The 17,247-nt window shown below is 70.2% G+C and carries 16 protein-coding genes; 5 read left to right on the top strand and 11 right to left on the bottom strand.

Translation table 11 applies throughout. The features are described 5' to 3' along the window. From AOK08_RS26720 to AOK08_RS26685, 8 genes are all read right to left on the bottom strand, one after another. Positions 1-468 (bottom strand): SDR family oxidoreductase (locus AOK08_RS26720; protein WP_198539404.1); only part of this gene is annotated, 468 nt, incomplete at its 3' end. A 43-nt stretch (positions 469-511) separates the two neighbouring features. Beyond that, positions 512-1,264: a 5-deoxy-glucuronate isomerase gene (locus AOK08_RS26715; protein WP_055530684.1), complete on the bottom strand. Its 753-nt coding sequence runs from the start codon at positions 1,262-1,264 to the stop codon at positions 512-514. Then, positions 1,261-2,361 (bottom strand): Gfo/Idh/MocA family protein, encoded by a 1,101-nt coding sequence (locus AOK08_RS26710; RefSeq protein WP_055530681.1) that lies wholly within the window; start codon positions 2,359-2,361, stop codon positions 1,261-1,263. The genes AOK08_RS26715 and AOK08_RS26710 overlap by 4 nt, the downstream gene beginning before the upstream one ends. Next, positions 2,358-3,539, bottom strand: coding sequence for an N-acetylglucosamine-6-phosphate deacetylase (locus AOK08_RS26705; protein ID WP_055530679.1), 1,182 nt, complete (start codon positions 3,537-3,539; stop codon positions 2,358-2,360). Before AOK08_RS26705 ends, AOK08_RS26710 begins: the two co-directional genes overlap by 4 nt. Beyond that, entirely contained in the window at positions 3,536-4,768 is a 1,233-nt protein-coding gene (locus tag AOK08_RS48490) for a glycosyltransferase family protein (protein ID WP_055530677.1), read from the bottom strand. Before AOK08_RS48490 ends, AOK08_RS26705 begins: the two co-directional genes overlap by 4 nt. Further along, a complete protein-coding gene (locus AOK08_RS26695; RefSeq protein ID WP_055530675.1) occupies positions 4,765-5,517 on the bottom strand; it encodes a polysaccharide deacetylase family protein in 753 nt (250 codons plus the stop codon). The genes AOK08_RS48490 and AOK08_RS26695 overlap by 4 nt, the downstream gene beginning before the upstream one ends. Further along, positions 5,514-6,503, bottom strand: coding sequence for an NAD-dependent epimerase/dehydratase family protein (locus AOK08_RS26690; protein ID WP_338400154.1), 990 nt, complete (start codon positions 6,501-6,503; stop codon positions 5,514-5,516). Before AOK08_RS26690 ends, AOK08_RS26695 begins: the two co-directional genes overlap by 4 nt. Next, on the bottom strand, positions 6,500-7,771 hold the full coding sequence (locus tag AOK08_RS26685) for a nucleotide sugar dehydrogenase (protein WP_055530686.1): 1,272 nt from the start codon (positions 7,769-7,771) through the stop codon (positions 6,500-6,502). Before AOK08_RS26685 ends, AOK08_RS26690 begins: the two co-directional genes overlap by 4 nt. A gap of 335 nt (positions 7,772-8,106) precedes the next feature. Here AOK08_RS26685 and AOK08_RS26680 point away from each other — a divergent pair, with 335 nt between their 5' ends. Next, positions 8,107-9,498: an NsdA family TPR-like regulatory protein gene (locus AOK08_RS26680; RefSeq protein ID WP_055530673.1), complete on the top strand. Its 1,392-nt coding sequence runs from the start codon at positions 8,107-8,109 to the stop codon at positions 9,496-9,498. Positions 9,499-9,568: 70 nt separating this feature from the next. Here the strand turns inward: AOK08_RS26680 and AOK08_RS26675 are convergent, their stop codons facing one another. The 3 genes from AOK08_RS26675 to AOK08_RS26665 form a co-directional block, all read right to left on the bottom strand. Beyond that, positions 9,569-9,928 (bottom strand): NUDIX domain-containing protein, encoded by a 360-nt coding sequence (locus AOK08_RS26675; RefSeq protein WP_055530672.1) that lies wholly within the window; start codon positions 9,926-9,928, stop codon positions 9,569-9,571. Between the two features lie 88 nt (positions 9,929-10,016). Further along, positions 10,017-11,204 (bottom strand): hypothetical protein, encoded by a 1,188-nt coding sequence (locus tag AOK08_RS26670; RefSeq protein WP_157876806.1) that lies wholly within the window; start codon positions 11,202-11,204, stop codon positions 10,017-10,019. A 19-nt stretch (positions 11,205-11,223) separates the two neighbouring features. After that, positions 11,224-11,709: a hypothetical protein gene (locus AOK08_RS26665; RefSeq protein WP_055530668.1), complete on the bottom strand. Its 486-nt coding sequence runs from the start codon at positions 11,707-11,709 to the stop codon at positions 11,224-11,226. 339 nt (positions 11,710-12,048) lie between these two features. Here AOK08_RS26665 and AOK08_RS26660 point away from each other — a divergent pair, with 339 nt between their 5' ends. The 4 genes from AOK08_RS26660 to AOK08_RS26645 all read left to right on the top strand — a co-directional run. After that, positions 12,049-12,546: a hypothetical protein gene (locus AOK08_RS26660; protein WP_055530666.1), complete on the top strand. Its 498-nt coding sequence runs from the start codon at positions 12,049-12,051 to the stop codon at positions 12,544-12,546. A gap of 23 nt (positions 12,547-12,569) precedes the next feature. Next, positions 12,570-15,023 carry a type IV secretory system conjugative DNA transfer family protein gene (locus AOK08_RS26655; RefSeq protein ID WP_055530664.1) on the top strand — a complete coding sequence of 818 codons (2,454 nt, stop codon included), beginning with the start codon at positions 12,570-12,572 and terminating at the stop codon, positions 15,021-15,023. After that, positions 15,020-16,033, top strand: coding sequence for a replication-relaxation family protein (locus AOK08_RS26650; protein ID WP_055530662.1), 1,014 nt, complete (start codon positions 15,020-15,022; stop codon positions 16,031-16,033). Before AOK08_RS26655 ends, AOK08_RS26650 begins: the two co-directional genes overlap by 4 nt. Before the next feature lie 36 nt (positions 16,034-16,069). After that, positions 16,070-17,247 (top strand): ParB/RepB/Spo0J family partition protein (locus tag AOK08_RS26645; protein ID WP_055530660.1); only part of this gene is annotated, 1,178 nt, incomplete at its 3' end.

Here is a 17,247-nt window from a genome sequence, read left to right as displayed (position 1 = left end):
TCGGCTCCACCGTCGGCCGCGCTCGTAGCCGACGCGGCCGACGGTGGAGCCGATGAACTGGACGTCGCCGCGGTTGCGGATCAGGTAGGGCAGCAGGGCCTGGGTCGTCTGGACGACGCCGATGACGTTGGTGTCGTAGGTGGCGCGCCAGTCGGTGATGTCGCTGTCGGCGATCGTGGCGGCGTGGGTGGGGATGCCGGCGTTGTTCACCAGCAGGGTCAGCGGGAGGGGGTGGGCGGCGACGGTGCGCTCCAGCGCGGCCACCGAGTCGGCGTCGGTGACGTCCAGCTGGTGGGTGGTGATGCCGGTGGCCGCCGACGCCACGGTGGTCAGACGGCGGGAGGCGGCGATGACCGCGTATCCGGCCTTCTCCAGGGCCTCGGCGCTCGCCCGGCCGATCCCGACGCTGGCGCCGGTGACGACGGCGAGTCCCTGGGCGGCGGAGGTGTTGAGGGACGGTGTGCTCACGGGTGGTTTCCCTTCATCGCGGATGGACGGACTGGTCGTACGGTCAGGAGTCGAGGAGCCAGGCGTGGGCCGGGTCGGTGTGCAGGGCCAGGTGCGTGTCGCTGGTGCCGTGCGCGGCCCACAGGTAGTAGAGGTCGTGGCCGCCGGCGGCGGCGATGGTGTGGTAGCCGCTGGGGACGGCGGCCAGGGACGTGTCGGTGATCACCGTGGGGTGGGCGTCGCGGACGCCGTCGTCGTAGGTGAGGAGGACCCCGAAGCCGCTCGCGGGGTGGACCCGGAAGGCGAACACTTCCTGGAGTTCGGTCTCGTGCGGCGGGTTGCTGTGCTGGTGGCGGTGGGGCGGGTAGGTGGACCAGCGGCCGTCGAGGGCGAGGGTTTCGCCGAGCAGCAGCCCGGACGTGCGCGGCGGTGTCAGCAGGGTGGTGACGTGCCGTTCGAACGATCCGTGGCCGCGGACCTCCCGCTCGGGCGCGGTGATCGCGGTGACCTCCGTGGTCTCGGGCGGGCGCCCGGTGAGCGGGGCGTGCACCTCGACCGCGTCCGCGCCGTCGGGGCCGGCCGTCGCGGTAAGGGCCGTGCCGGGCGGCAGGTACCAGCCCGCCGCCGGCGCGGTGAAGGGGTCCGGGCGTTCGGCTGTGTGGTCGCCGTCGGGCAGCGCGGCGGTGAGCTGCCCGCCGAGCAGGATCAGCGCGCTCTCCTGCTCGGGGCGGGCGTCCAGGTCGAGGCGTGCGCCCGGGGCGAGACGGTGGCGGGTCAGGTCCAGGCCGTTGGGGGTGCGGACGGTGGCTGGGGTCATCGCGGCTCTCCTGTTCGGGGCTGGGGTACCGGCAGGCGGCGGCCCCGGCGGCTGGAGTCGTACATGGCGGTGCCGGTGGCGACGGCGAGCGCCGCCTCGGCCGGGGTGGCGAACTGCGCGGGCGCGCCGGGTGGTTGCCGGAGCACGTGGGTCAGGGCGGTGAGCATCCGGTGGTCCGCGCCCGCGTGGGTTCCGTCCTCCCGGGCCACCTGCTGGGGCGTGCCGCCGCCGGATCCGGTGTGGAGGTGCACTGTGTGGGGCCCGGAGCGGGCGTCGTAGCGGACGGTGCAGACCCCTGCGGTGCCGGTGAGGGTGCATGTGTAGCCCTCGGTGGGGGCGTTGGGGGTCAGCGTGTAGCGGGCGGTGGCGCCGGAGGTGTACTCGATCAGGGCGTGGAGGCTGTCGTGGATGTCGGCGTCGGCCGGGATGCCGTCGGTGCCGGGGAGGTGGTGGCGGCGCTCGAACTCTGCGGTGACCGCGGACGGCTGGGCGTCGAGCCACCAGGCCAGCAGGTCCAGGTGATGGCACGCCTTGGTGACCTCCAGGCCGCCGGAGGCGGCGCGTACGCGGTGCCAGCGGGTGTAGTAGCTGCGGGTGTGCGAGGCGCTGAGCGTGTAGTGGAAGTCGGCGCCGGTCACGGTGCCGATGTGTCCGCCTGTCAGGAGGGCGTGGACCTTGCGGTGGAGGTTGGTGAAGCGGAGGTTGTGGCCGACCAGCAGGCGTCCGGGCGAGGCCGCGTCGGCGTGGACGAGGGCGAAGGCGTCCTCGGTGGTGGTCGCCAGCGGCTTCTCCACCAGGGTCGCGATGCCCGCGGCGAGGGCCTGCGCGGCGTAGTCGTAGTGGGAGGCGTCGGGGGTGGCGACGACCACCAGGTCGGGGCCGTCCGCGAGGATGCGGTCCAGGTCCTGCGGGCGGGCGGGTGCCGCGTCCGGCAGGTGGGCGGCCACCTCGCGGGCGGCCCGGGAATCGGTGTCCACCACGGCCAGCGCCCTCACAGGCTGGTCCTGGTAGGGCGGGCGGCCGGACAGCCAGGGGCCGTAGACCTTCCGCGCCCGTAAGCCGGCGCCGATCAGCACCACCCGCAGCGGCCCCGTCACCGGACCGGCTCCGCGTCGGCGGAGGTGATCAGGCGTCCGCCGAGCACGACCGCCCGCACGCTCAGGTCGGGACTGAACAGGACGACGTCGCCGTCCGCGCCGGGCAGCAGGCTGCCCTTGCGCGGGTACAGGCCCGCCGCGCGGGCGGGGGTGGCGGTCGCCATCGTCAGCACGTCCTCGACGGGGGCGCCGGTCAGCTCCCGCATCCGGGCCACGCCTGCCGCCAGCGGGGTGACGCCGCCGCACAGGCTGGTGTGGTCGGTGGTGGCGGCGTAGCCGTCGTGGACGCGTCCGCGGCTCGCCCCGGTGCGGAACGTGGCACCCGGGGCGAGGCCCATCCCGGCGGTGGCGTCGGAGACTAGGCACAGCCGTTCGGGCCCCAGGCAGCGCAGGGCGATGGTCAGCAGGGTGGCGGGCAGGTGGTGGCCGTCCGCGATGACCTCGGCGGTCACCTCGTCGGAGGCGAGCGAGTACTCCAGCAGGCCAGGGACCCGGTGCAGGGCGGGGCGGGTCAGGGTGGACTGGCCGCTCCACAGGTGCGCGAGGTGGCTGAGGCCGAGCCAGTGGGCCTCGGCCAGGTCCTCGCCGGTGGCGGCGCTGTGCCCGGCGGACACCCGTACGCCTCCGTGGACGAGGTGGGTGATCAGTGCGTCGGCGCCCGGGAGTTCCGGAGCGAGGGTCACCATGCGCAGGGCCGGCGGCAGCGGCGTCAGCTCCCCCAGGAGTTGCCGTGGCGTACGCAGGTGGGCGGGATCGTGTGCGCCGCGCTGCTCGGGGGCGAGGCACGGGCCTTCGAGGTGGACCCCGGCGAGCGTCGGGGCGTGCCTGCGGGAGATCAGGGCGGCGGCGGTGGCCAGTGCGGCGGCCGTCCGCTGGGGGGAGGTGCTCGCCAGGGTGGCGAGCACGGTGGTCGTGCCGGCGGACAGGTGCGTGTCGAGGACTTGCCGCCAGGCGGCGGGCTCGGGCTCGGTCAGGTCGTGGCCTGCGGCGCCGTGGACGTGGATGTCCACCAGGCCGGGGGTGACCAGCAGTCCGTCGGCGTCGACCGGTACCGGATCGTGGGGGCAGGCGGATCTCACGATGCCCCCGCAGATCACCACGTCCCCGCCGTCTCCGCGCCCGGGGGCCGGATGGACCACCGTGCCGGAGTGCACGACCGCACACCCGGTGCCGCTCACGCGTGACCTCCCACGGCAGTGGTGGCCGGGGTCGTGGTGCAGGCGCAGGCGGTGCCGCCCGGGCCGCCGGGGAGATGGCGGTCGTAGGCGCCGCCGTCCCAGAGGTAGCGGGTGCCGTCCGGGGACAGCGGCTCGGCGAGGGCGAGGGCCACCGCGTCGGTGAGCGCACCACCGAGGGCGTCCGGGAGATCGACTTTCCTCAGCAGGCCCAGGTCGTCCAGGCGCCGGGAGTGGACGAGCTGTTCGCTCTCCCTGACCTGGCGGGGGATGGCGATCGCGTTGGCCCGGGTGGCCAGCACCTCCCCCAGCATGTTCGAGCCGGCCGCGCCGACGAACAGGTCGCAGGCCCGCATCCACGGCAGCAGGTCCGGCTCGTACGTCCGGATCTCCACGAACGGGTCGTCCGCCCACAACTGCGCCAGGGCCCGCCGGTCCGCGGGTTCCAGATAGGGGCCGGTGACCAGCAGGACCCGGTCGAACTGGGTGCGGCGTCCGCGCAGCGCGGTCGCCAGGGCCCGCCAGATGTCCCCGGCACCCTGGCCGCCGCCCATCGCGGCGACGATCAGCCGTTCGTCCCGGCCGACGCCGATCTGCTCGCGCGCCTGGTCGCGGGTCACCGTGTACGGCTCCGCGAGGTAGCCGGTGTAGTGGAGGCGGTCGGCGGCCTCCTGCGGGATCTTGTAATAGTCCGCGAGGTCGAAGATCTCGGGGTGGGTGTGCACGTTGAACTGGCAGTAGTGGTCCAGCACCCACGGGCCGCGGCCCGGGTTCCCGAAGTACTTCCGCAGCGTCTTGTCCCGGTCGAACAGCACACCGCGCAGGCTCAGCACGGCGTGCTCGGCGTAGCGGGCCTCGAGCGCGGGCACGAGTTCGTCGTCCGTGCCGCGGGGGATGTGATCGGTCATCAGCACCTCGGGCCGGTAGTGGCCGAGGAACGTCGTGATGAGGTCGGTCCGCGCCCGGTGGAGGGCGTCGGTGTCCAGGGCCAGGCGCGCGCGGAGGTTCCACCCGTCGGGGTCGTCGAAGTTCGCGAAGGAGGGGATCTTGACGACGTCCACCTCCGGCGGGAGGAGGTCCAGGCCGCGGTAGGCGCCGGTGATCCCCGCGATCGAGTACGGGTGCGGTGAGCGCAGCAGGTACTGGGCGACCTTCGCGGTGCGGGAGGTGTGCCCGAGGGAACGGCCGTTGTGCCAGTACAGGGCGATCGTGCGGGCGTCGGTGTTCGTCATCGGCGGGGCTCCTCGGGCGTGGTGCGGATGAGGGCGTCGGCCGTGCGGGCGGCCTGCTGCGCGGCGGCGGGGGCGGTGTGGCTGTCCAGGGCCGTACGGAAGGCGTGCAGGCTCCAGCCGGGATCGACCTGAATCCGGGACAGCGCGTACGGGTGGCTCAGGTCGGGTGGGTGGTGGTCGTCGGTGGCCAGCGCCAGCGGATACCGCGCGGCCACGGCCCGCTGTACGCGGGCGTCGTACGCGCCGTACGGGTAGGCGAAGGTGCGCGGCGGGCGGCCCAGGAGGTCGGTGAGGACCTCGTGGTCGCCGGCCGTCTGCCAGTCCAGCGCCCGGTCGCTGAGGGAGGTGAGGTTGCGGTGGGTGTAGCTGTGGGCGGCGACGGCTCGGCCGGACGCCGCCCACAGCTGTATTTGGTCGAGGTCGGCCATCTCCTGCACCGGATGCGGTACGTGGCGGGGCCGCTCGGCGCCGAGGTAGCCGCCGCACACCGCCATCAGCGCGGGCAGCCTGTACCGGTCCAGCACCGGCAGCGCGGTGGTGACGGTGTTGGCGTAGCCGTCGTCGAAGGTGATGAGCACGGCGTTCGCCGGCAGGGGCACGCCGCGGTCGAGCATCGTGTGCAGGTCGTCCTCGGTGACCACGGTGTAAGGGCCGTCGGCCAGCAGTTCCATCTGCTCCCGGAAGTGGCCGGGTGGCACGGCCATCGGGCCGGGCAGGTCCTGCACCAGGTGGTACATCAGGATGTTCACCGGCTGCCCCCGGCCTCGGTGGACGAGCGGGTGGCGGGGTGCTGCTCGCGGTGCCAGGCGACCGTGCGCTCCAGGCCTTCCCGCAGCGCGACCGCGCGCGTCCCGGGGAACAGTTCCAGCAGCCGGGCGGGGTCGGCCTGGGAGTGGGACACGTCGCCGGGCCGGGGAGGTCCGTGCTCGACCCGCAGGCCGGAGCCGAGGACCTCGCCCAACACACGGGCCAGGTCCAGCAGCGAGGTCCGGGTGCCGAGTGCGAGGTTGACCGGCCACGGCGAGACCACCCGGCCGGTGATCGCTGTCGTGATCACCTCGCACACCGTGTCCACACAGGTCAGGTCGCGGGTCTGCGAGCCGTCGCCGTGGACGGGGACCGGGCGGCCGGACAGGGCGGCGTCGATCCAGACCGGGACGACGGCCGCGTACGGGTGACCGGCCCGCTGCCGGGGCCCGAACACGTTGAAGAACCGCAGCGGCAGCACCGGGAGCCCGTAGCAGGCGGAGTAGGAGCCGAGGTACGCCTCCGTCGCCAGCTTCGACACCGCGTACGGGCTGAGCGGCATCGCCCGGCTCGTCTCGACCTTGGGCAGGACCGGCTGGGCGCCGTAGACGGACGACGAGGACGCCGCCACCACCAGCGGCCCGCCGGCGCGGCGCGCGGCCTCCAGAACCTGGAGCGTGCCGGTCGCGTTCACGTGGTGGGTGGTCATGGGGTCGGCGACCGAGCGCGGGACGGACGGCAGCGCGGCCAGATGCACCACCGCGTCCGCGCCAGCCATCGCCGCATCGAGGAGGTCCGCGTCGAGGACACTCCCCCGCCGGAAGTCGACGTCCGCGAGATCGCCGCCGAGCAGGCTCGTACTGCCGGTGGACAGGTCGTCCACGACGGTGACCCGGCCGATCGCCGGACGCCGCAGCAGCCAGGAGACCAGGTTCGACCCGATGAACCCGGCCCCGCCGGTGACAACGATCCGCAGTCCGCCGTTCACAACTGCTCCACGGTGGCGGCGAGTCGGTCCGCCAGGCGTCCCCGGCAGTCCAGCACGAAGGGGGAACGGGCGACTACGCGGTCGTAGTCGAAGCCCTCGTGGTCGGTGAGCAACACCACGGCGTCCGCAGCGGTCAGTTCGTCGTCGCTCGCGAAGGCGAGTCGTACGCCGTTGAGTACGGCCGGGTCGGCGGCCGGGTCGACGTGGGGGTCTGCTGCGCTGACCTGCGCGCCGCGGGCGGCGAGGAGGTGGGCCACCTCGAGCGCTGGGGACTCGCGCAGGTCGCTGCTGCCGGGTTTGTAGGCCAGGCCCAGCAACAGCACTCGTGCGCCGTCCAGCGGCCGGCCCCGGGTGGCGAGGTGCTCGTCCACCCGGTCCACCACGTAGGCGGGACGGGCGCCATTGATCTGCTGCGCGAGGTCGATCAGACGTGAGCCCCGGCCGCGTGCTTGAGCCGCCCACCACGACAGGTACACCGGGTCGATCGGCAGGCAGTGACCGCCGATGCCGGGGCCGGGGTCGAAGCGCATGAAGCCGAACGGTTTGGTGGCAGCGCCCTCCAGCGCCGCACGCAAGTCCAGGCCGATGTCGCGGGCGACCTCGTCCAGTTCGTTGACCAGTGCGATGTTCACGGTCCTGAAGGTGTTCTCCAACAGCTTCGCGAGTTCGGCCTCCTCGCACCGGCCCATCGCGACTACACGCTCGACCAGACCGCTGTAGAAGGAGGCGGTGCGTTCCAGCGACACGGCGTCGATGCCGCTCACGATCTTCGGGGTCGTCGCGAGAGTCCACAGCTGGTTGCCGGGGTCGATCCGTTCCGGGCTGAACCCCAGGGCAAACTGACGGCCCATCCGCAGCCCGGACACCTCCTCCAGCACGCCGCCCAACACGTCTCGGGTGGTGCCGGGGTAACTGGTGGACTCCAGCACCACCAACGCCCCCTCCCGCAGATAACGGCCCACGGTCCGGCCGGCCGCGCGCACGTACGACAAGTCGGGGACGCCTTCACGCAGCGGTGTCGGCACCGCGATCACTGCCACGTCGAAGCCCGCTGCATCGTCCGGTGACGCAGTGGGCCGGTACGTACCGTCACGCAGCACCGGCCCCAGCTGCGCCGAGGTGACGTCCTCGACCGGCGAACTTCCATACGCCAGAGACTCAGCCCGCTGCGCGCTGGTGTCGAAACCCACCACCTGGTGGCCCACCTCGGCGGCGCGTACCGCGAGCGGCAGCCCCACGTATCCCTGGCCAACTACCAAGACCCGCAGGAGACTCACGTCAGCGCTCCCCGCAGCGGTCGGGTGCCGATGCAGGGAGCCGATCGCTGCGATGGTCCTCTCACACCCGTCGAGGTCTGCTCCGAACGGCCTTTTCAAAGCGCGCATATGTCACCCCGAGTGATGTGGCGATGCATTGACAGTCACCGCCGGGGCCTTGCCTCCAGACGGCGATCTGGACTCTCATCAGAGCCGCCGCGGCGGATCGCAAGGAGGGCTCACAAGGGGGCTCACAACTCGCATGCGCGGTTCGCTGCGGGCCCGCAGGGCAATACCTCGGTGACCCAGCACCCGGAACCATCCGACCACTGGCAAGGGGGCAGGACGTGGCAGCGCCGACCCGCCGGACCCGTCCACCCAATACGGACCTAGCCCGCCTCATCGAAACCAGCAGAGCGAGTCACAAGGCACTGGCCCTGCGCGTCAACCAACTAGCCCACCAGGCTGGGTTAGAAACGGACTACTCACACACATCCGTGGCGAACTGGTGCAAGCGCGGAATGACGCCAAAATGGCCGATCCCGAAGCTGTTGGCACAGGCTCTCGGCGAACGCCTCGGCCGCCCCGTCAACTTGAGCGAGATCGGAATGGGTGAGGCGCAGACAATCGACGCCTCGGTGGGCTTGGATTACCCCAGGGACCCCGCCGACGCCGTACGCGTCGCCACTTTGTTCTGGAGCTCCGTGAACCGCCGCAACTTTCTGGCCGGAACAGGCTTCGCCGCCTCCGCCTTCACCACGCCCGTCACCCGATGGCTCGTCGCCCCCGCCGACGAGAACCCGGACCGCTGCGGCGGGCAGCAAGTCGGCCGGAGCGACCTCGATGAACTACGCGAGGCCGCCGACCATGCCAGACGCTGGGACTCCAAGTACGGCGGCGGCAACTGGAAGGCCAACTCCGTTACCCACTGCCTCGACCACCGCGCTGCCCCGCTCTTGCAGGGCACTTTTTCCGACGAGGTCGGTCGCGAACTGTTCTCCGTCACTGCCGAACTGTCTCGGCTCGCCGGATGGACTGCCTTCGATGTCGGCCAACACGACACCGCACAACGGCACTTCATCCAGGCCCTCAGCCTCGCCCGCGCCGGCGGCGACATGCAGCTTGGCTGCTATGTCTTGACGACCATGGCCATGCAGTCCCTCATGCGCGGATTTACCTCCGAGGCCATCGACATGGCCCAGGGCGCCTTCAACCGTGCGAAGGGCCACACCGCACCAAGAGTGCTCGCGTTCACGAAACTCATCGAAGCCCGCGCACACGCCCGCGCCAACGACCCCCGCGCCGCCTCCCATGCCCTCACCGCCTCGGAGCGCCTCCTCGGCCAAGCCGGGGCGGACAGCGGTGACGAACCCGCCTGGATCGACTTCTACTCACACTCCCGGCTATCCGCGGACGCCGCCGAAATCTTCCGCGACCTGAAGAACCCCAAGATGGCCCTGGCATGGAACCAGCAGGCCGCCGCGATGCCGCCCGGCGTGTTCACCCGATCGGTCGGCATGCGGCTCGCCATCGTCGGCACCGCCCACCTCCAGGCACGTGACCTCGACCATGGCCTCGAACTCGGCAACCGATCCGTCGGCATCCTCGCCCGTGTCCAATCTGCCCGCGCCCAGGATTACGTCCGCGAGTTCACCACCGCCCTCGCCCCTTGGCGGCGAGAGAATGCCGTACGCGAGTTCATCCATCGAACCCGCACGGAACTCGGAATCGCGGCATAACCAAGCGCGGCACAGGTCCGAGACCTCCATCGCCATCCAGCGAGACGCGGCGGTGCCGCGAAGCTGGCAACTACACCTGGGCGCGCTCGCCAGCGACCGGGTAGTTCAGCAGGGCAAAACGCGCCAGGGAGCGAACCTGTTCGAAAGTCGGCAGTTCGTCCAGGTCGTCTAGACCGAACCACCCGGCGCCGTGCACCTCCTCCAATTGCGCCTCCACCGGCAGGCCAGTCTCTTCCTTGAACTCGCGCACCGCCGTGCCAGCGAACGACTCGCCGGGCTCGATGTGACCGCCAGGCGGAACCCATTTGTCGAAGCGGTTGTGGTGGACGAGCAGCACCTGGCCGCGCTCGACGAGGTAGCCCGAGCAGATGTACACCAGGCCAATGTCCCGGGAGGTCTGGCCGTCGTGGATCAGAATCGAGCGAGACACATTTGCCACGATAGCTCACCACATCTCGCCAACTCATCTGCTCCGATGGGAACTTGATGCCAGAGCCAGCGTCCCGGCACGCGTACTCTCAGTTAACGAGGGTGGCGAGGCGCGCACGGATGCGTCCCCGCTCCTTCTTCAGCTCTTCAAGGCGGATGCAGGCCGTCGTGGAGGTCTGTGCTTCCTTTCGCCAGTACCGCTGTGCGGCGGACCACTCCGGATGTGTGAGTTGCCAGAGAGCCCATGCGACGGGTTCGCGCAGAACCTTGGTGAGATTGTCGCCAGTCAGGGCGCGGTAGCGAACGTCTTTGTTCTGTTGAACGCCGAGATACTGACACGCCATGTAGAGATCCTCGGCCTTCAGGACGCGGTCGGCCGGGATCTCTCCTGCGGCTTGGAGAATGTCGGCGATGAGCCGTACCGGTTCGGGGGCGGGGATGTGGGCGGCGGCCAGATTGGCCAGCGTCAGTGCGTCGCCGTTCGGCCTGGTGGGGCGCATGATGAGGCCCTCGGCCTGGATGCGGGTGGCCCATTCTGCCGCCTCAACCTGGGGTTTTGTTCCGACGAGTTCGTCAATGTGGTCGGCATCGAGGTCTGCGGATCCGGCGGGGGTTCCGGGACGGGTGTCGCCTTCGTAGTGGGTCCAGGACGGCTTCCCTGCGCCCCATGCGAGAGTGCGGGTGGTGACCATGGCTTCCCAGACTCGGGCGACGAGTGCGGCGTCTTCGCGGGGGTCAGCGTTGTGCCGGTCGGGCGACATACCAGTGATGCCGCCGGGCCGCAGGCCGGGGGCGGAGGACGGGAAGCGGGGCTTGCGGCGGACCTCACCCAGGTTCTCCTTGACGAGGTCGTCCAGGTTGCAGCCGGTTGGGTAGGGGCCGCCGCGGACGCGGTGGGCAAAGGCAAGCGTGTCGATCGTCCGGTCCAAGAGCTGGCTGGGGATGGAGGTGACCATAGCCGCGGCCCGCAGGTCTGTGGTGAGGATGCCGTGGCCCACGACCAGCTGTTTGCCGTGCAGCGCGTTGATCAGAGCGCCGGCGGGGTGGCACCCGGTGACGAGCTCGTCACCGGTGATCCGTAAGCGTTCGCCGTCGAAGTCAGCGTGAACCAGGCCAGCGCGTTCGATGAGCCAGCCCTCGGGCGGGGCTTCGGCGACACCACGTCCATGTGCCCGGGAACCCCGTTCGTAGTCGATATCGCAGAAGGTTAGGGAGAGTGGCCGTCGGCGTCGCTCTCCTCGTCGACCGCTCCGCCGACGTTGCGCTGCTTTCCCCACCGGAGGTATCTCCCAAGTATCAGAAGGTCAGTGCCACGTGCTGACCGAGCACGTAGCGCAGGCCTTCAAGGACGGCGGGGCCACGGCGGAAGGTCGTGTCCTCCCAGAACCGGTCATCGGGATCATGGTCGACGCGGAGGGCCCGCCAGCGGAAGGAGACGGGATCGTCGGCGTCGCCGATGGTGTGGCCGAGATTCTCCAGGTGAGCCTCCCAGCGTCGCGCGATGTCCTGGTCGGTCTCTCCGGGACGCCTGTCGATCAGGTCGTCGATGGCCTGCCGAGGCACCGCGGCGGGCTCGACGCGCTGTACGCGGGCGATGATGTACAGGCCGGTCGCCAGCGCCGCCGCCCCGTCAGCCGTCGAGCCGTCGCTGTCCTGCTCGTTGAAGTAATCCAGACGGGTTCCGATCAGCTCACGGGCACGGTCCCAAGCCTGGGCCCACTCGGTGGGTCCCCCTTCGCCCTGCCATTCCTGTGACCGCTCTTCCAGCGTCGTCATCTGCATGCCCTCATCCTTCCTCGGCCACCTTGAAGACGAACTCCTCGATCACGTCCCAGGTGCAGAGACCACGCTGCGGGTCCTGGCGACGAGGTGGGATCCGACTTCCTTCACTTCATCTTCGGTGAGAACCGCGTCGCCTTCCCGAGAAAGGTCAAATAGAGCCGGACCTGCCACTGCAGGCAGAGAAAGTTCTCCCTGCATGTCACACCGGGCCAGGCCACGACACCTGTAGCAGACGAAACACCCGTTTGCTCTTGGAGGTGCCGTCGTGCTCCCGCTTTCCCTCGCATTCGTCCCTGCCGGAGGCAGAACGTCGCCCAACTCGTCCTCGGGTGGTGGGCGATGATCACGACCGACCTCATCGACGGCGCGATCGGCGTCGTACAGGACCTTCCTGCCCATGCCGAACGGCTGGCGGACTGGGCACTGCGCAACGCCTGGTGGGTTGCCCTAATCGCCGTCGGCGCCGGCGTCGTCGCCGGTGCGGGCCGATGGTGGCTGTCCAGGCGTCCGATGCCCGAGCGGACAGCGCTGCAAGTGCTGCCCACCACTGGCTTCGACCCCAAGCCGGAAGAAGTGGTGCGATTCGGCCGCCAGATCGCCCGCGCTCACAAGAGCGTCTCGCGCTGGCTACTGCCCTCATGCCGCGGCACTGCGGTCCGTGTCCGCTTCACCTCCTCCGGCGGATCCCTGTCCATGAGGGTGGAGGGCCCCATGAAGGCGATGTCGGTACTGCGCCACCAGGGCTACGCCCAGGTCGAGATGCGGCCCGTGGAGGCCAGCGGCCGTGCCGCTCGCGAACATCCCCAGATCCAGCTCGCCTCCCAGAACCCGTCCTGACCCGCGGCAGAACAGGAAAGATCATGACTCCCGCACCCGACCTGACCGCCGCGCCGTCGGTCGACCTCGTCAAGCCCGAGGCGGACGCCAGAGACGAGCCCGCCCCGCAGATGCACTACGCCCGGGCCGAACTCGCCCTCGCACTTCCCGACCACCTCGCCCTGCGCGACGTGCCGCTCACGCCGGATCCGCTCGAGGCTCTGGCCAACGCGGTCGCCGACGTCCGCGAAGACCTGGGCGAGAGCGCCGACGTCGTCCTGGACCTCGTTCCCGTCGCCCCCTCCCGCGTCGCCAGTCGGCGCAGGCGCCTGATGACACAGGCACGCCGCAGCCCCGCAGGCGCAGCAGCGAACCCCGGCATGCCCCAGCGCACCAACCGTTTCGGATTCGACCTAGCTTCGGTCATGTCCGAGATCGCGGTCGAGATGAAGGGCAACCAGGGCAACGCCCAGCAGGTCAAGCGCGCCAACAGCTCGCGTACCCTCGGCTCGACCGACACGAAGGCAGCCTTGGGCAAGCTCGCTCAGGGGACCGAGCCGGTCTTCTCCCTGCAGCTGCTCGTCCGCACCTGCGCCCAGGATGCCGACCGGGCCCGGATGCTCCTCGACCAGGTCCTGGCCGCCCTGGAGCCGTGGTCCGGAGACAACTATCTCCGGCCCGTCGGCCTTCACCTGGGCATCACCCGCGTACGGGCCGATCACTGGATATACCGGAGTCGCTTTGATCGCCGTTTCGAGACAGGGCTGTTCACGCCGCGCCGCAACTCCTGGGTGACCGCTCAGGAGATCGCCGGGTTCCTCAAGCCGCCCACCGTGCACAACAGTGCGGCCAACATTGCCCGTTCGGGCGGGGTCGTCCCGCCGCCGCCAGCCGCATTGCCGACGTGGACGGGGCAGCGCGGTCTGCTCCCCCTGGGCTGGGTGGCCAAGGCCGGCGGCGGGGAACGCCTGGCCGGGGTCCCGCTGAAATACCTGCTGTTCGCGCTGTTTCTCGGCAAGTCGGGCTTCGGCAAAACCGAGATGTCACTGGTACAGGCGATCGCCCTGGCCCACAACGGCTTCGGTGTGCTCTTCCTCGACCCCCATGGTGACGGCTGGGTACGAGCACGGCCCTACCTCGCCCACCAGGCGCTGGCCGACCGGATCTGGGAGATCGACCTGACCTCCCCTGACCTGGACAAGATGGTCGGCTCCTGGAACCCCCTGTCCATGGAAGGGCGGCGCGAGGCCGAGATCCCGGACATCGTCCAATACATCGTCACCGGCTTCGCAGCAGCCGTGGGCTGGAACGACGCCTCAGCTCGCGCCAAGACCATTCTGACGCGTGCGGTGGAGTCCTTGGTGCACCTGTCGTGGCAGGTGTGTCGGGCCGGGAGGCCGGACCTGGCTCCCACTGTCTTCCAGATCCGGACGATTCTCACCGACAAGGTATGGCTGGCCAAGGTTCTTGAGTATCTACCCAAGGACATACGGGACTTCTGGGAGAAGACCTTCCCCGGATACTCCAAAGAAGCAGTTCCCATCGTCATCGGCATCATCGAGCGCTTGTCCTCGAGCAACGCGGTCAAGGCATTCCTCGGTTCGAGCAGGTCGACGTACGACATCCGGCGCGCCATGGACACCGGCAAGGTGGTCTTCGTGTGCCCGGCCGGCACCGGTGACGTCGACCGCATCATCAGTTCTTTGCTGATCTACGACCTGTTCCGGGCCGGCCTGTCGCGGCGTGACACTCCTCCCGACGAGCGCCGCGACTTCTTCGCCTTCATCGACGAGCTGACCAGCGTGGACGGCGCGTCGAAGGGCACGCTGGCTCAGATCACGGAGCAGCTGCGGAAGTACCACGTGAAGCTGCTGGCGATGACGCAGATGGCGCAGCGGCTGAGCCCAACGACCCGGCAGGGCCTGCTGCAGAACCTCTCCATCCTCTCGACGACGGCGTCCGACGTTGACGAGGCGGCTCTGGTGACCCGCCGCTGGGGCAGGAAGGTGTCGCCCGACACGATCACCCAGCTCAACCGGTTCCACTACGTGATGTCGGTGACCCTCGGCCAGGGCCAGACCGATCCCTTCCGCGTGCGCGGTGCGTCGGTGGAGGACCTGTACGCCGACTACTACCGGCCGCAGAACGAGGAACGGCTCGGCAGGGCGATCGACGAGAACCTCGGCCGCCGCCCCGTCCACGCCATCCTCACCGATCTGCGCCATCTCGACACGAAGCTGGCGCGGTTCATCGCCACCCTCGACAAGCCGTTGGACGACACCGATTCCGAGCACTCCGATCCTGCCCCGGATGCATCGTCCCCGGGGAACACCGGTTCCAGCGCCGGCGGGACGGACGCTCCTTCCGGGCAGTCCGAGGCCCAAGCCCGCGTCCACGGCAAGGAAGGCACGGTCATCGGTGGAGAAGGGCCCGTTTCCACAGGTGAGGAGCCTGGCAGCGTTCGCCCGTCCGACCTCCACCAGTCGAGGATGGGATGACTTTGTACAGTCCGGAATCCCCGCTTGCCGTACCGCTCAGCGGTCGCAGCTTCCATGTGATGGGGCGCCGTGCCCTGGAACTGCTGTACCAGCACCGGGTGCTGTCCACGCAGCAGCTGCACACGCTCCTCACCGAGCCGGAGAGCCGGCCGCCGCGCCCCGTATACCTGCGCCAGCAGCTCGGTGAGCTTCGGCAAGCGGGACTGGTCAGCCGCGTGCGGGCACACGGCAGCGGCGGTCCCGGGCGCGTCCGGAGTCTTCCCTACCTTTGGTTCCTCACGGAAGCAGGGGCGGAGTCCGTCGAAGAGGCCGGCGAGCTGCCCGTGCGTCCCTACCGGGTGACGCCGGAATCGGTGGCCGGGGCGCGGCAGGCGCACACGCTCGCGGTGAGCGACGTGGGCATTGCCTTCGTCGAGCACGCGCGCCGACTGGGGCACGAGTGCGGCCCCCTTGACTGGACCCCTGAGGTCGCCAACCGCATCAGGGACGGTCAGCGGCGTTTCGAGGACGACCACGTCATCAGCGATGCCCTGTTGAACTACGTGCACATCGAACGGGGGCAGCGCACGATGCTGAGCTTCTTCATCGAGGTCGACCGGGCCACGATGACCTCCGCACGGCTGGCGGCGAAGCTGGCCGCCTACGGACGGCTGTACGAGTACGTCCCGCAGGGCCAGGACCGGGGGCGCCGGTTGGTGAACGCCACCCGGCCGTCCTGGATGTACAGCTACCCGGTCTTCCCCCGCGTGCTGGTGATCCTGGACGCGGCGCCACCCCGGGCCGGGCAACCCGACACCAGGCCGCAGCGGCTGGCGGCGCGCACCGAGGACCTCTACACCCGCACCGCCGCGGACGTCCGGCTCAGCCGGCTCAAGGGCGATCTGGCGATCGGTGTCACCACTCTGCAGCAGCTGCGGGAGCACGGCCCCTGCGCCCCGATCTTCACTCCTCTGCTGCGGGGTACGCCGTCCGCCCGGCCGGCGCCCGCCGATCTCTACCTCTCGAAGTAGCCGGCGGCCAACGGCCCTTCACTAGGAAGCAGCGCGATGACCAGTACCTCGATCGAGGCTCCGCCCGACGGGGGGAGCATGATCCGGCTCACCGAGATCCTGCACCGCAGCGTCAAGTTGCGGCAGCGGCGATTCGAGATGCTGCCGCTGAGCGGGCCGGGCGCCCCGTTCACGGAGGCGCAGGCCCGCAATCCCTCCGATTCCCTTCCTCCGTCCGAGATCGCGGACCTCATCTCCTCGATATCCGTCGTCGGACTACTGGAGCCGGTCCTGGCGGAGGAGATCGTCGTCGACGGCAAGGCGCCGACGATCCGGCTGGTCACCGGGGAGCGGCGGCTGCGGGCAATGCGCTGGGGCGCCACCAACCGGCCGGACAACCCGCACTTCGCGGCCCTGCCCGCGGTGATCTGCCCCGGCCCGCTCTCCGACGAGGAGCGCCACATGTGGCGCTTCGTGGAAAATTTCGCGCGCGAGCCCCTAAGGCCGGGCGAGCAGGCCGCCGCCCTGCTGTACCAGCGGTGCGCGATTCTGGTCGGAAAGCTCCTGAAGGCCGGCAAGCCCGTTCCTCAGGAGGTCTACGCGATCCCGGATCCGGCGGAGCGCTTCCAGGCCCTGGAGAAGATCCGTGGCACCGACCAGACCTGCGCCGCGCCATGGGTCGAGGTGCTGACCCGGCTGGGTCTGCAGCTCAACGAACGCAAGGCCGGGGAACTGGTGCGCGCCTTCCGTGCGCTGCCCCGTGAACTGACGGAGGAGATGGACGAGGCAGCAATCAGATTGAACACCCGGATCCGCTTCGCCGAGCTGAGCAACGGCCGCGCGGAGGCGGCCGCCGGGATCTGGGCCGCGCTGAAGACCTCCGATCGGCTGTACCTCCTCCCGACCGCGGTGAACGTCGGCTTGGAGGAACCCGAGTTGGAAGCCGACGAGATCATCACCGCGGCGGAGGAGAGGCAGGAAGCAGCAAATGCGGGCCGCCGCGCCAAGCTGATGCGCGTCCCCGACAGCAGCACAACGCCGAGCGAGACGACGTCCGACGAGGACGATCCGCGCCTCTCGGATGCCCCGCACCAGCGCAGTCAGCCGTCGGCCACGCCGGAGACCGACGGCGAAGAAGCGATGTCCGGCTCCGCGCCCGCATCGCCACCGGTGAAGCCGGACGTAGCAGCTGACATCGTGCGCACCGCGCTGGACGCGGTGCGCACGATGTCAGC

The sequence above is a fragment of the Streptomyces graminilatus genome (assembly GCF_001418565.1).
In the GTDB taxonomy this organism is placed as follows: Bacteria; Actinomycetota; Actinomycetes; order Streptomycetales; family Streptomycetaceae; genus Streptomyces; species Streptomyces graminilatus.
The sequence above is the reverse complement of the archived record's forward strand: the minus strand, read 5'-3'. Positions and strand labels throughout refer to the sequence as shown.

Coding starts and splice junctions, on each gene's coding strand:
- AOK08_RS26655 (WP_055530664.1), top strand. CDS start 12,570: ATGACTCCCGCACCCGACCTGACCGCCGCGCCGTCGGTCGACCTCGTC.
- AOK08_RS26665 (WP_055530668.1), bottom strand. CDS start 11,709: ATGCAGATGACGACGCTGGAAGAGCGGTCACAGGAATGGCAGGGCGAA.
- AOK08_RS26650 (WP_055530662.1), top strand. CDS start 15,020: ATGACTTTGTACAGTCCGGAATCCCCGCTTGCCGTACCGCTCAGCGGT.
- AOK08_RS26715 (WP_055530684.1), bottom strand. CDS start 1,264: ATGACCCCAGCCACCGTCCGCACCCCCAACGGCCTGGACCTGACCCGC.
- AOK08_RS48490 (WP_055530677.1), bottom strand. CDS start 4,768: ATGACGAACACCGACGCCCGCACGATCGCCCTGTACTGGCACAACGGC.
- AOK08_RS26660 (WP_055530666.1), top strand. CDS start 12,049: ATGATCACGACCGACCTCATCGACGGCGCGATCGGCGTCGTACAGGAC.